13 protein-coding genes are annotated in these 13,297 nt (G+C 58.7%); 5 read left to right on the top strand and 8 right to left on the bottom strand.

Translation table 11 applies throughout. From position 1 onward, the window contains the following. Positions 1-7: 7 nt before the first annotated feature. On the bottom strand, positions 8-805 hold the full coding sequence (locus BDK61_RS11020) for an N-acyl homoserine lactonase family protein (RefSeq protein WP_121303252.1): 798 nt from the start codon (positions 803-805) through the stop codon (positions 8-10). 611 nt (positions 806-1,416) lie between these two features. On the opposite strand from BDK61_RS11020, the gene BDK61_RS11015 reads away from it, so the two are divergent. Then, complete coding sequence (locus BDK61_RS11015) at positions 1,417-2,745, top strand: Cdc6/Cdc18 family protein (RefSeq protein ID WP_121303251.1); 1,329 nt, start codon at positions 1,417-1,419, stop codon at positions 2,743-2,745. A 786-nt stretch (positions 2,746-3,531) separates the two neighbouring features. Here BDK61_RS11015 and BDK61_RS11010 read toward each other — a convergent pair. Then, entirely contained in the window at positions 3,532-4,686 is a 1,155-nt protein-coding gene (locus BDK61_RS11010) for an acyl-CoA dehydrogenase family protein (RefSeq protein WP_004956660.1), read from the bottom strand. A gap of 126 nt (positions 4,687-4,812) precedes the next feature. Here BDK61_RS11010 and BDK61_RS11005 point away from each other — a divergent pair, with 126 nt between their 5' ends. Beyond that, positions 4,813-5,586: a DUF6517 family protein gene (locus BDK61_RS11005; RefSeq protein WP_004956656.1), complete on the top strand. Its 774-nt coding sequence runs from the start codon at positions 4,813-4,815 to the stop codon at positions 5,584-5,586. 33 nt (positions 5,587-5,619) lie between these two features. Here the strand turns inward: BDK61_RS11005 and BDK61_RS11000 are convergent, their stop codons facing one another. From BDK61_RS11000 to BDK61_RS10985, 4 genes are all read right to left on the bottom strand, one after another. Next, the gene (locus BDK61_RS11000) at positions 5,620-7,272 is read right to left on the bottom strand and encodes a long-chain fatty acid--CoA ligase (RefSeq protein ID WP_007188900.1); all 1,653 of its coding nucleotides are present in this window, start codon (positions 7,270-7,272) and stop codon (positions 5,620-5,622) included. Between the two features lie 102 nt (positions 7,273-7,374). Further along, positions 7,375-7,977 carry a chemotaxis protein CheC gene (locus BDK61_RS10995; RefSeq protein WP_011223526.1) on the bottom strand — a complete coding sequence of 201 codons (603 nt, stop codon included), beginning with the start codon at positions 7,975-7,977 and terminating at the stop codon, positions 7,375-7,377. A gap of 100 nt (positions 7,978-8,077) precedes the next feature. Next, the gene (locus BDK61_RS10990) at positions 8,078-8,746 is read right to left on the bottom strand and encodes an O-methyltransferase (RefSeq protein WP_007188899.1); all 669 of its coding nucleotides are present in this window, start codon (positions 8,744-8,746) and stop codon (positions 8,078-8,080) included. A 50-nt stretch (positions 8,747-8,796) separates the two neighbouring features. After that, positions 8,797-9,834 carry a DUF7504 family protein gene (locus tag BDK61_RS10985; protein WP_007188898.1) on the bottom strand — a complete coding sequence of 346 codons (1,038 nt, stop codon included), beginning with the start codon at positions 9,832-9,834 and terminating at the stop codon, positions 8,797-8,799. A 197-nt stretch (positions 9,835-10,031) separates the two neighbouring features. Here BDK61_RS10985 and BDK61_RS23410 point away from each other — a divergent pair, with 197 nt between their 5' ends. Then, the gene (locus BDK61_RS23410) at positions 10,032-10,190 is read left to right on the top strand and encodes a hypothetical protein (protein ID WP_004956641.1); all 159 of its coding nucleotides are present in this window, start codon (positions 10,032-10,034) and stop codon (positions 10,188-10,190) included. Between the two features lie 243 nt (positions 10,191-10,433). Here BDK61_RS23410 and BDK61_RS10980 read toward each other — a convergent pair whose 3' ends face one another. Both BDK61_RS10980 and BDK61_RS10975 read right to left on the bottom strand, forming a co-directional pair. Beyond that, complete coding sequence (locus tag BDK61_RS10980) at positions 10,434-11,024, bottom strand: thioredoxin family protein (protein WP_121303250.1); 591 nt, start codon at positions 11,022-11,024, stop codon at positions 10,434-10,436. A 73-nt stretch (positions 11,025-11,097) separates the two neighbouring features. Beyond that, positions 11,098-11,430, bottom strand: a complete 333-nt coding sequence (locus BDK61_RS10975) for a hypothetical protein (protein WP_121303249.1) — start codon at positions 11,428-11,430, stop codon at positions 11,098-11,100. Between the two features lie 117 nt (positions 11,431-11,547). On the opposite strand from BDK61_RS10975, the gene BDK61_RS10970 reads away from it, so the two are divergent. After that, positions 11,548-12,042, top strand: a complete 495-nt coding sequence (locus tag BDK61_RS10970; protein WP_004956629.1) for an Lrp/AsnC family transcriptional regulator — start codon at positions 11,548-11,550, stop codon at positions 12,040-12,042. Continuing rightward, positions 12,039-13,184, top strand: a complete 1,146-nt coding sequence (locus tag BDK61_RS10965) for a pyridoxal phosphate-dependent aminotransferase (RefSeq protein ID WP_121303248.1) — start codon at positions 12,039-12,041, stop codon at positions 13,182-13,184. The genes BDK61_RS10970 and BDK61_RS10965 overlap by 4 nt, the downstream gene beginning before the upstream one ends. Positions 13,185-13,297: the final 113 nt, after the last annotated feature.

Raw genomic sequence — 13,297 nt, 5'->3', positions numbered from 1 at the left:
CCGCGTCTCAGTCTGTCGCCCCGGCTACGTCCTCAAACACCCCGAGGTCGTGGCCGAGTAGGACTTCAGCCCCCGTGGCCCGCTGGCGGTCGCGGCACCGTTCGAGGCTCTCCTTCCACGCGCCGTTGTTCCACAGGAGGCTCGTCGCCATTGGTTGGCCCGCGTAGTTCGCCTCAACGTAGGCTTCGTCGCCGACGACGAGGAGCGACTGGTCCGGGCGGTCGATGAATGCACCCATGAGCCCTGGGGTGTGGCCAGGGAGGTGAAGCAGTTCGATACCATCGGTGAGGTGATAGCTGTCGCCGTGAACGATCTCCCAGTTCAGGTCGCGGTCGAAATCGCTGGCGAGGTAAGCGATAGAACCGTCGTCCGTGTTGGCGCTGTAGTACGCGTATGGGAGTTCCTCGCGGTGGACGTAGATTGGCACGTCCGTTCCCGCGAAATTGCGCAGGCCGCCAGCGTGGTCCAGATGCAGGTGGCTCATCACGACGGCATCGATCTCGTCGATGCTGTAGCCCGCATCTTCGAGATCTGCCGGCAGGGTATGCTCGGCGGCATCGATGTGTGCGAACGCCTCGTACAGCGGCGTCGGCCAGTACCCGTCGCCGGCCTCTGGGTGAGAGCCGGTGTCCCAGAGGACGGTTAGCTCGGGCGTCTCGATGATGAGGTTCCATACAACGTACGTTTCGTACTCGTGCTCCGGGTCACGGTGAGAGGCTGTCGCGACGCTGTGGCCGTCAACGACGAAGTTTCGGTCAGCCTGTACGCGGCCCCGGTCCATGAATGTCACTGTGAGGTCGTCCATACAGTGTCTACGGCCTGTCACAAAGTAAAGACGATGCCGTGCGCAGTGGGCTGGCTCGGTGCACCAACCGCATTTCGCTGTGGAATGGGGTTTCATGCCGTGTGGACATTGAGTGAGATTTATGCCAAAATATTCGTGACAGAGCGGGACCCACACACACCACCCTGCAAGTGTTCTCGGGGTTTGCAGGGGGTGGGGGCGGGGAGTGGCGGAACCACGTCACTATATTTAAATAGAGTGGAGATTGTTCTGTCTCGCCGAGACTGTGTGGTCGGTACTGTACCTGAATACATAGACTTAGCCGTTACAGACCCCTTCCGACGTAGATTCTATAGACTGTGCTATTCAACAGTAACCAGGCTATATTGCATATACCATAAGATATAAACTAATCCCTAGTTCCATATCTAGTCATTGACTAGAGAATGAAGAATCGCAGGAATCAAGTGTGTTAAGTCAGGTATCGGTGTAGCAGGCCGCTCGTAACTGTTTTCGAGTGGGAGCGGAGAAACACTTGCAGGGTGGTGTGTGACTGTTCGGCGTGAAAACACTTGAAACACTTGAACGGTGGTCACTGGTTTTATATAGAGCCACTCAAAAGGTGGAATACGATGGTCGACGTGAACGAGAACCCGTTCGACGGGACTGATTCGATCTTCGAACGAAAACAACCACTGAAAAAAGACACGTTCACGCCGGATACGATCTTTCACCGCGACGAGGAAATCGAATTCTACATCAACGCACTTCAGGATGTCATTGTCGGCCACGACCCCAACAACGTCTTCGTCTATGGTCCAACAGGAGTCGGCAAAACTGCTGTTACAAAGTGGGTACGAGACAAACTCGAAGAGAAAGCCGAGGCTGAGGATATCCCGCTCACCGTTGTCGGTCCGATTAACTGCCGGAACTACCGGTCGGCGTATGCACTGGTAAATACGCTCGTCAACGAGTTCCGGGATCCCGAGAACCAGCTCCCGGAGAGCGGCTACAGCACTGACAGCGTCTTCGAGTTCCTCTACGAAGAGATAGAGGCTGTGGGCGGGAACGTGCTTATCATTCTGGACGAGATCGACAACATTCCTGCGGATGCACGGAACGACTTTCTCTACGAACTGCCGCGGGCCGAAGCGAACGAGAACACGCCGATCACCGATGCGAAGGTTGGACTTATCGGTATCTCAAACGACCTCAAGTTCGTCGACGTACTGGAACCCAAGGTGAAATCGACGCTGGGGGAGCGAGAGATCAAGTTCGGCCCATATGACGCGACTGAACTTCGAGATATTCTTGGCTACTACGCCGACATCGCGTTTCGGGAGGACGTGCTCGGCGAAGATGTCGTCCCGCTGGCAGCAGCCTTCTCTGCACAGGAACGCGGTGACGTTCGGCAGGGACTCCGAATCCTCGAAAAGGCCGGGGAGTACGCGCGGATGGAGGGTGCAGAGGGTGTAACGGAGGCACATACACGGCGGGCGACGGACACCATCGAAACCGATGAACTGCTGGATTACTTCGAGCACGATCTGAGTTCACAACAAGCATTGACCTATCTCGCCACGACGCTTGCACTCATCGAGCCGAAACACGAGGCGTCGACAAAACGGATCTACAATCTCTATTCCTCTATCGCGGAGTCGAGCGGTCGCCGCGTGAAATCCGAGCGGAAGATATACGAGTTCCTTGACCAGCTCTCAATGCAGGGACTGGTCCGTTCTGCGGAACGCAACCTTGGCCGCAAGGGCGGACGCAAATATATTTATGAAGTCACTGATGACCCGACCGACATCATCAAGGCTGCACTCCAGTCCTCCTACAGCGATGCTGTGCCGAGTAACGTCAACGGGATTCTCGAACATTATCTGGAAGACGAGGCGACTGAGTTCGAGGCACCGGACACTACTGACGACGAGCAACAGAACCTCTGGCAGTTCACGTAGCCACCCCCCGTCGGCTCACACGGCAGAACACTTGCACGGTGGTGTGTGTGTGTGTTCAGCGGCGGTCTAACTATTGTGGCGTCCAGAACAGTTGCAGGGTGGTGTGTGTCCCCACAGTAGGCAGTGAAAGGGGGTGCAAACAGGCGGTTATCTGGTATCTGTTCCCCGCTGCAGTGTGTAGAACACTTGCAGACCGGTGTGTCCGTCCGGTTCCACCACGACCCTACGTATTCCGTTTCGAAAACACTTGCAGGGTGGTGTGAACCCGATCCGACGGGAAAACCGCCCAAAACGGCCTTTTGGAACACTTGCAGGGTGGTGTATCAGCATACTCTCACACATCTCAAGCAGTACGTGAAACACTTGCACGGTGGTGTGCAAGGGCGAATCGGAACTCGGAACAACGCTACAAAAACACTTGCAGCGTGGTGTTTTCGTAGATTCAGACGCTTGCACACCTTCCGTGCGAACACTTGCAGGGTGGTGTGTGAACACGTGTTCACCATTCTGGTCTGGCTGTACTCGAACTGGAAACACTCGCAGGGTGGTGATAGAACACTTGTAGGGTGGTGTACCGACTCAGTATCACTCGCATGGACTTCGTACAGTAGCGTAATCCCTGTCTGGTTGGTATATCCGGGCTGTACAGGCTGTCCAGTCGTGAACAGCCGCTGGAGTGATAGCTGGCCAGCCACGCTCCTCTAAAGAACACTCGAAGGGTGGTGTTCCCGCGAAAAACACGCCGTTTGCGACGCAATCAATCGACAGTGACCGCTACTCTTTCCGTTACATCGGAGCCTGCTTGTAGATGAGGTTCCGCTGGATGTCGTTGGCTCCCTCGTAGATAACCGGAATCCGAACATCGCGATACACGCGGGAAATGCGGTTCTCCGTCAGCACGGACCGCCCACCGTGGAGTTGCATCCCCTTCTCCGCACAGTCCATTGCGGCTTCGGTCGCGTTGGTCTTTGCTAGTGCGGCCCAGTAGCCGGAGTTCTCCTGATTGGCGACGCGTTCGGCCGCGTGCCAGGTGAGGGTCCGGGCGGACTGGAGGCTGAGTTGCATATCGGCCAGCTTGTGCTGGACCGCCTGGAACTCGTCGACGGTCTTGCCGAAGGCTTCGCGGTCATGGACGAACTCCCAGGCTTCCTCGATGGCTGCGGCGGCCAGCCCGAGACCGTGTCCGCCGACGACGACGCGGCCGTGATTGAAGAACTCGGCGAGCATATAGAAGCCGGCCCCTTCGACGCCGACCAGATTCTCCTCCGGAATCCGGCAGTCGTCAAGCACGATGTGGGCCTGCTTGGACGCCCGGAAGCCCATTTTTTCGGGGATGTGCTCGGCGTGGTAGCCGTCGGCGTCCGTCGGGACGATAAACATCGAGTAGTTCCCGTAGCGGTCGTTCGGGTCGTCACCAGTCTTGGCGTACAGCGTCACCCAGTCCGCCTCGACACCGTTGCCGATCCAGTATTTTTCGCCGTTAATTACCCACTCGTCACCATCTTTCTCAGCGGCCGTCGTCATCCCAGCAAGGTCGCTCCCCGTTTCCGGTTCAGAGACGGCGAGACCGGTAAGCTGGTCGCCGGCAGCGACGGGCTTGAGGAACTCCTCTTTCTGCCAGTCCGCGCCGTGGTCCTCGACGATTTCTGCCCCGAAGCTGGCGAGCTGGATCGTCAGCGCGATTCCTGCGTCGGCTTTGTACAGCTCCTCTGCCATCGCAAGCATCTGCTGGAGGTCGTAGCCGCTCCCGCCCCACTCTTCGCCGATATCCTGTGCGACGAGCCCGGCCTCCGTCGCCGCTTCGAGCACGTCCCAGGGGTACTCCCCGGACGCGTAGTACTCACCCGCGACTGGCTCGATGTGCTCCGCGGCGAACTCCCGAGCCTCCTCCTTGACCTCGTGCGCGTGCTCCGGAACGAGTTTCTCGGATAGCAGGTCCATAGTGATTATCATGGTTTGTGTACTCATATACTCCGTGGAACTCTGCCAAACACCGTCGTAGTTGTTTCTGGGAAACTCCTGATAATCGGCCAGCACGCTTTTCCATGGCTGTAGCCTTCCTCGGACATGAATCGTCGAGACTACTTGCTCGCCGGAGCCACCCTTGGAACTGCCGGGCTTGCGGGGTGTTCGTTTCTGGCCGCAGCCGAGGCACCGCCACCGGACGTTCCGACAGCGCAACTGAACGACGGTGGCTGGACGCAAACGGCCCAGTCCTCGGAAACAGTATTCGACCGGAGCTACGGCCCGGTTTCGGTCGAGGCCGTCTCCAGTACGGTTCAGTACGTCGACGAACAGCTACAGGAGCGTGTCGCCGACCGTACTCTTGACCAGGTTCAGACTGCACTCTCCGTGTTTTTCGCCACCCGAGTGGATTTCAGCCCCAATCTGGACAATCTTCCGGCTGGCGTGGGGCGCGAGGAACTGCTGGCGGAAGTCAAAACAAACGCCCGCGACAGCTTCGAACAGCAGATGGAAGCGCAGGGGCTGACCGACATCGAGAAATCCGGCGAGGGGACAATCGATATCGACACCGGAGAGACAGCTGAGACGGTGGAACTGTCCGCCGTGTACCCATTCGAAGGGATTTCCTTCGACGTGACCGAGGACGAGGCCGTCGAGATACCAGCCAGCGACATCGACATCTCGGCGATGTTCGCCGTCTGGCACCACGGCGACTTCGTCGTCATTTCCGGGGGCGCGTACCCGGCACAGAACTTCGAGCAGGTCGTCGAAAACGACCTGAGCGACGGCATCACAGTCACCGTCGATGTCGACCTCGGACTCCAGCCCGAAACCTATCGGACCGAAGTCCGGAATCTCGTCACTGGCGTTCAGTAACGCTACTGAGCGGCTGAAAACGCGCCAACTCCCCTATTCCGGCGCGGCGTCGTCGGGGACGCGACCTTCGACGAGCGATTCGTCGGCGTACTCGTCACGGAGCGACTTTTTGTCGAACTTTCCGGTTGCCGTCTTCGGAACCTCGTCGATGGTGACGAAGTTGTCCGGGACCCACCACTTGGGGTAGGACTCGAGGATGTACTCACGGAGTTCATCACCAAGCGTCTCCTCGTCGGCATCGGCCGTCGGAACGATCATCGCAAGTGGGCGTTCCTGCCAGCGCTCGTGCGGGACACCGATGACTGCCGCTTCGTTCACGTCGTCGTGGGCGATCAGTTCGTTTTCCAGTTCGAGCGAGGAGATCCACTCTCCGCCGCTCTTGATAACGTCTTTCGCCCGGTCGACGATCTTGATGTAGCCGTCCTCATCGACGGACACCACGTCACCAGTCTTCAGATAGCCGTCCTCGAACTCCTGCTCGTTCGCTTCCGGACGCTTGAAGTATTCTGTCGTCACCCACGGCCCGCGGATGTGGAGTTCGCCGAAGTCCTCGCCGTTATGTGGGACCTCGTCGCCGTTGTCGTCGATGACACGGAACTCCAGTCCGGGCGTGATGAGTCCCTGTTTCGAGCGTTTGTCCAGTTGCGTCTGGTAGTCAGCGTCCTCTAGGTCGCTCCGCAGGGACGCCACCGCACCCACCGGGGCCGTCTCGGTCATTCCCCAGGCGTGGACGAGTTCCACGTCGCGGTCGTCGAAGAACCGGATCATCGCTTCCGGTGCGGCGCTTCCGCCGACGATGAGGCGCTCAAGCGACGAGAGGTCGACGTCGTTCTCTTTGATGTACTCCATCAGTCCCAGCCAGACGGTCGGGACGCCGGCGGTGACGGTGACGTCCTCTTCTTCGATGAGCTTCGCGAGGTCCGCAGGCTCCGGCTGTGGGCCGGGGTAAACGTGTTTGGCCCCGCCTGCAGTTGCTGAGAAGGGGAGTCCCCACGCGTTGACGTGGAACATCGGGACGACGGGCATCATCACGTCGTCGTCGTCGAGTGGAATTCCCTGTGGCGATTGAATCGCCATCGTGTGGCTCCACAGCATTTGCTGGGTGTACTCGACGCCTTTTGGTCGCCCGGTCGTGCCGGACGTGTAACAGAGGCCGGCAGCGCGGTCCTCCTCCAGCTCGGGCCAGTCGTACTCCGTCGGCTGGTCGGCGATGAACGACTCGTAGGCAACGGCATCAAGCTCTGTCTCCGGGACGGAGTCGCTCATTACGATGAACTGCTCGACCGTTTCGAAGGACTCTGGGTCCGCTGTTGCAGCGCCTTCGAGTTTCGGCAGGAGCGATTCGTCGACGAAAATGAGTTCGTCCTGTGCGTCGCTGACGATATACTGGATGTGTTCGTCGGGCAGGAGCGGATTGATAGTGTGCAGCTGCGCACCGGTTCCGGGTACCCCGAAGTACGTCTCGAAGTGACGGCTGTGGTTCCAGCAGAACGTCCCGAGCCGTTCACCGTCGCCGTAGCCGGCTTCTTCGATCGCGTTCGCTAACTGTGCCGTCCGTTCGGCATATTCGGCGTAGTCGTGGCGGACGATGCCCTCGTGGGTACGAGAGACGACCTCTGTGTCCGGATACAGTGTTTCTGCACGCCACAAGAACGGTCGTAGAGTTTGCGGGCTGCCTCCTGGCATATCATGACGCAAGGGCCCACGGTACAAGAAACACTGCTAAATCTTTCATGAGGGACAAGGAGTTCATCCGCAGTTCCCGCCGCCAGAATAAGTTCGGACCGCTTACACTTCGATTTCCTGCATCAGGTCGACCAGCTCTTCGAGTTCCGGAAATGTGTACACCTTCACGTTGATGTCGGACTCCAGTGCGTGGACGCGGGAGTCGAACATCAGCGCCATCTCGTTGTCCCGGTCGCCGACGAGCTGGTCCACCATCCCGCTCCCCGGGCCGAACGTGAAGTTCGGCGTGGAGATGTCGATGGTGGTATCGAGAACGTTTGCCCAGCCGTCGATGAAGCCGCTGGTCATGATGTTGCCGATCTCCTGAATCGCCGAGCGTTCCATGTCGGTGAAGCCGTTCGCGTTGGGGTCCGTCTCACCCATATCGCCGATCATCCCGGTGGCGAGGTCCTTTGCACTGGCGGCGTTGAACAGGAACAGGATGTGCCCGTGGGGCTTTTCCACCATTTCGATACTGATACCGATCTGCTTCTCGTCGCCGACGTGCGTTTTGATATCCGGGATATCGATGAAGTTGATCTTCGTGATCTCCATCTCCGTCTCCATCCCTGTCATCTGGCTGAGGTGGTTCGCAACGGTGTTGCCGCCCTCTTTAGCCATCTGATTGAACAACCCGAGCTTCCGAATATCTATCATCAGACTCATTCGTTAGGACCAGCGTTGCCGCTGAGTTGTGTGCCCTCATACATAAGCTATGCACCCGCATTTTCGTCGGCGAGAATCGGAGCGTGTTGCTGCCGCTTGCTCACTCCACCCGGACGCTCACAGCGACGCCCTCACCGAGCGGTAGCAGCCCGGTCTCGAACGCCGGGTCGCTGCCGACGCGTTTGAGATACGCGGCGATACCGCGACTCGTTTCGTTGGCGTCGATGTCCTCGCCAGCCAGCAACGCCCGTACATCTGCAAATTCCAGCGGCCCGGCCTCGATCATGTTGTCAGCGACCACGGCCCCACCGACCGGCACCTTTGCCCGGACAGCCTCGAAGGCCTCTGCATAGCGGTGTTTCTCGTTATCAATAAGCACGACGTCGAACGGGCCGTCGTAGTTCTCGACGATTTCGATTGCGTCACCGTGCTCGAAGGCGGCCAGGTCGGCGAACCCGCCGCGGTCGAGGAACTCGCGGGCATCCTCGAGTTCGTCGGCGTCGATCTCCGTCAGGACAATCTGTCCATCGTCGGACACAGCGGGTGCCATCCAGTACGCCGAGTAGCCGAAGCCGGAGCCGAACTCGAAGACACGGTCGGCGTCGACCATCCGGGCGACGAGGCGGAGCCACCCGCCGACTGCGGGACCGACCGTCGGGAATCCCTCTCGGTCGGCTCTGGCGTCCATCTCATCGATAATTGCATCGCTGGCTGGCGCCAGTGTGCGAGCGAACTGCTCTGTCACTTCCGGGAGCGGGGTTTCGTCCATGTCAGGCTATGCCGGTAGCGGCAACATAAACGAGTGGGTCCGGACCGGAACTAGCCGAGTTCGAGGCGTTCGACGTACTGAATCACGGACTCCAGCGCGGGATTGGCGTAGTACTCAACAGTATTATCAGCTGTCTCGTACGAGAGAATCCCCAGATCGTCCAGCCGCGGAAGGTGATTGTGTGCCAGCGACACGCCCACTTCATCGCGTGATTTTGGCGTCGTTCTGGCTGGAATAGCCTTTTCGCGTTCGTAGACGCGGTCGACGAGGTCGTCCAGTGGGACCTCGGTTTCAGACCGGTCTTTCAGGTGATACAGGAGACTGCGCCGCCGCGGAGCGGAGATCAGTTCCAGTACCTGGTCAAACGAGTAGGGTATCGGAATCGTTTCGGGCTCCTCCGGGTCGCCCTTCTTGACGCCGCCGGGTGGGGTGACGGTGTCTCGAAACGTCGGCGTCTCTTCTGCGTCTTGCGACGCCGTGACGGTCCAGCCGTGGTCCGGGAGATACTCGTACACGACATCATACAGCGGCCGAAACATCTCGACTGTCTCCTCCGTATGGGCCTCTGGGTCCATGTGGTGGTGGCTCGAGACGCCCATCTCGGCACATTGTCGGTTCAACGCCGTCACCAGCGCGATGACGCGGTCACGCTCCCAGGACTCAAGCAACCCAGTAAGCGAATGCAGGCACAGAAGCAGCGGTGTATCTTCCTGCTCCAACCGACCGAGATGGCGAGAGACGGTCGCGCTGATGTCTATCGGCGCCACTGTTGCGGGAAGGGTATCAAGCGTCAATGAAGGAAACGCACCAGACGCTGCTGCCTGTGAGGTAGCCGGTAACTCGCTGCCGGCGTCGACGATGATCGCCTCTTCGGGCATCTCGTCGTCGAGGTGCTGCTGCCACAGCGAGAGGCGCGAATCGGGGGATTCGGACACTGTGACACAGATCGCCTTCGACTTACTGACCTCCTGCTCAGCCAGAAACCCGGCACACCCCTCTCGTTCGGCGTCGCTTGCATTGCGTGCCAACACCAATACGGACGCAGCCTCTTTCAGAGGCTGGTCAACTGTCCCACTCCCGGAGTTCATTGCGTACTGTATCGTATCTGGAACCATAAAGCCATCAACAAATAAGCGTTCCCTTGACATACGGTAACTTTTGATAAGCGCCACTCGAATACGAAACAGTGCTCGTCTCGGCTCTCTCTATACAACTAGGCTTTAGTGCCTATTCTATACCGTCTCAAGTCCGAGGATTTTTGCGGTACGATGCCGTATCACTGTCTATGCCAGTCATGTCGAGTAGCGACTTTTCTATTCATATCGAGGAGTGTGATGAGTTTGATGATGGGATGCCGATAAGTTCACTTCCGGACGAAGTCACGTCCATCGACGACCTCGACTGCGAGTGCTGGAGCGGGTTCGAATCTCTGGACGAAATCTAACAGCAGGTATCGACGCCCGGGTTTCCAGAACTGGCTTCAGTTGACTGGTCGTCGAGCATCTCGTTGACGACCGTCTTCACCTCGGTGCTGAGTTTCTTATACTGTATGCCTACTGACACCTAACCACTACCTAAGGTTCCCGTAGATACGATTGAAGTTATAACTAGTGCGTCTACTGGGTCACCATCTCAGCACGGGCAACGCATTTGTCTCGGTTGTCTTGCCCACGCCGGGCCATCCCGATTAAACGTCCCAGTACGCGGGTTTGTTACCGGGCTTCCACTTTATCGAGCACCCTCTGGATGGTTTCTCGACCGCCGTAATCTGGTCGCCATCCAGCAACGTTTCGACGTGTGTAGCCATCTCCCGCTCGCTCGGTTCGTCGTCCGGGTTTGGCGCGTCGTCAAGGCGGCCGTGGTACGCCAGTTTGAACGCCCCATTGTCGTTCCGGAACAAGAACGGGTCGGGGGTACAGCGGGCACCGTACGCGGCTGCGATATTTTGTGACTCGTCGAATAGATACGCGTCGTACTGTATCTCTCCGCGCTCGACGAGTTCCTGCATCCGCTCGAACGAGTCGTCGGGGTATTCCTCGGGGTCGTTGGCATTAATCCCGACGACAGCGAGGTCGTCGTATTCTGTCGCGAGGCGATTTAGCTCGTCTATCTTCGCTTTCGCGTATGGACAGTGGTTGCACGTAAATACAATTAGTAGTGCGTCCTTGTCCGCGAAATCCGACAGTGAGTACGTCGCCCCGTCGGCCCCCGGCAGTTCGAACGTCGGTGCTTCGTCCCCACGTCCGAGCACGTCGGACTCCGAATCGAGTGAAACCATCGCCTTCCACTACGGCTGTCGCCGTCAAAAGTCCACGGACGCTAGGCTGCCTTCTGTGACAGCCGTTTTTCGATCAACTGTCCACGTCGCTGGATGTCGCTGCCGCAGTATCGAAGGCCTTCGCTGCCTCGAACGCTGCGCTCCCGTCATCGACCGAGAACAACGTCTCTTCGCCATCCGCTTCGTGCTTTTCCAGCAGCCCGACCGTCACTAGCTCTTCGAGCGTCCCGTCAAGGTATAGCGTCTTCAGCGGCACGCCAGCTTCCTCACTCAGGGCTGTTTTCGTGTACGTCTCGTCCACGTCCAGGCGGAGTATCGTGTCAATAACTGTTGCCGCCTTGTCGTGATTCGCGACATGTGCCCATCCAGTGTCAGAATCAGCCCGCTGGCCACCCTCTTCGAACATTAAGCGATATATAACCAGCAGAGATATTAAAACCGTCTGGTGCATTCCCGACCGAATGATGTGACGCTCTCTCACTATTGAGCAAGGCTTTTGTCCGCGTCACTCTGCTGGCACTGTATGAGCAGTCGCCGCGAGATACTCGACCTGCTACGGGAGAACGCTCGCTACACGACCGAGGACATCGCTCGGTTGACCGATTACTCCGAGAGCGAGGTAGCCGAGATTATCGACGAATTCGAGGAGGCAGGCATCATTCGCGGCTATCAGGCAGTCGTCGACTGGAACGCGGTCGAGAACGACGAGGAGCGCGTCCGCGCTACCGTCGAACTCAACGTCACGCTGGACCGTGAGACCAGCTACGACGACATCTCCGACCGGATCGCGAAGTTCCCGGAAGTGACTTCGCTACGCCTCGTCAGCGGCGACTACGACTTCGATCTGGAGGTTGAGGGCGATTCGATGCGCGAAGTGTCGCATTTCATCAGCGACAAAATCGCGCCGATCCCCGAGATCACGCAGACGGTAACCCACTACATCATGGAGTCGTACAAGGAGCAGGGGATGGAGTTCGACGACCACGACGACGACGACCGCCTGTCCGTCTCACCATGACATTCGAAGCAGCGGACAGAGTCGACAGCGTGCCGCCATCAGGCATCCGTCGGTTCTTCGAACTGGCCGAGGAGATGGACGACATCATCTCGCTCGGGGTCGGCGAACCGGACTTCTCGGCCCCGTGGTCGGCCCGTGAAGCCGCTATTGCGTCGCTCGAACGCGGCCAGACCTCCTACACCGCCAATCGCGGGAAACGGGAGCTCCGGGAGCGCATCGCGGACTACGAAGCGGCGACGCACAACCTGCAGTACGACCCCGATGAGGAAATCCTCGTCACGGCGGGTGCGAGCGAGGGTCTGGATCTCGCTTTTCGGGCACTGCTAAACCCCGGCGATTCGATCGCTATCGCCCAGCCGTGCTACGTCTCGTACGTCCCCGGTGCGACGTTCGCTGGTATCGACGTTATCGACGTTCCGACGCGCGCGGAAGATGAGTTCAAACTCACCCAAGAGGTGCTGGAATCGTCCGGTGCGGCGGAGGCCGACGCGCTCGTATATTGCTTCCCGAACAATCCGACCGGAGCGACGATGACGGCCGAGGAGATGGCGGATGTTTCGGCCTTTTGCCGCGAAAACGACCTCCTCGTGTTCGCCGACGAGATCTACGCCGATCTCACGTACGAACACGACCACACGTCTATTGCTACCCTCCCCGGGATGCGTGAGCGGACCGTCGTGTTCAACGGCTTCTCGAAGGCCTTTGCGATGACGGGGTTCAGACTGGGATACGCGATGGCACCGCCGGAGGCTGTCGAGGCGATGAACCGAATCCATCAGTACTCGATGCTTTCGGCCCCGACGACGGCTCAGCACGCCGCTATCGAGGCGCTCGACAACTGCCGCGACGAGGTCACGGACATGGCCGCTCAGTACGACCGCCGGCGGAAGTACGTCCTCACGCGCTTCGAAGAGATGGGGCTGGACTGCTTCCCGGCGGCCGGAGCGTTCTACGCGTTCCCGGAATGTCCCTGGGACGATGCCGGTGAGTTCGCCGAGAGTCTCCTTCAGGAAAAACGGGTCGCGGTTGTCCCCGGAACCGCGTTCGGGGAGGGCGGGTCGGGCCATCTCCGAGTGTCATACGCGACGGGTCTCGACGATCTCAAGGAAGCAATGGCCCGGATTGAGTCATTCCTTAATTGACAACTAGGATCGGCGAAACATTCAGTATGGTCCACTTACTACCGTAAGGAGACCGTGATACGAACAACCGGAACTTCTTTTTCATCGACATTTGGTGGGGATAAACTTTTTTC

Origin of the sequence: Haloarcula quadrata (assembly GCF_003634715.1) — an archaeon.
In the GTDB taxonomy this organism is placed as follows: domain Archaea; phylum Halobacteriota; class Halobacteria; order Halobacteriales; family Haloarculaceae; genus Haloarcula; species Haloarcula marismortui.
The sequence above is the reverse complement of the archived record's forward strand: the minus strand, read 5'-3'. Positions and strand labels throughout refer to the sequence as shown.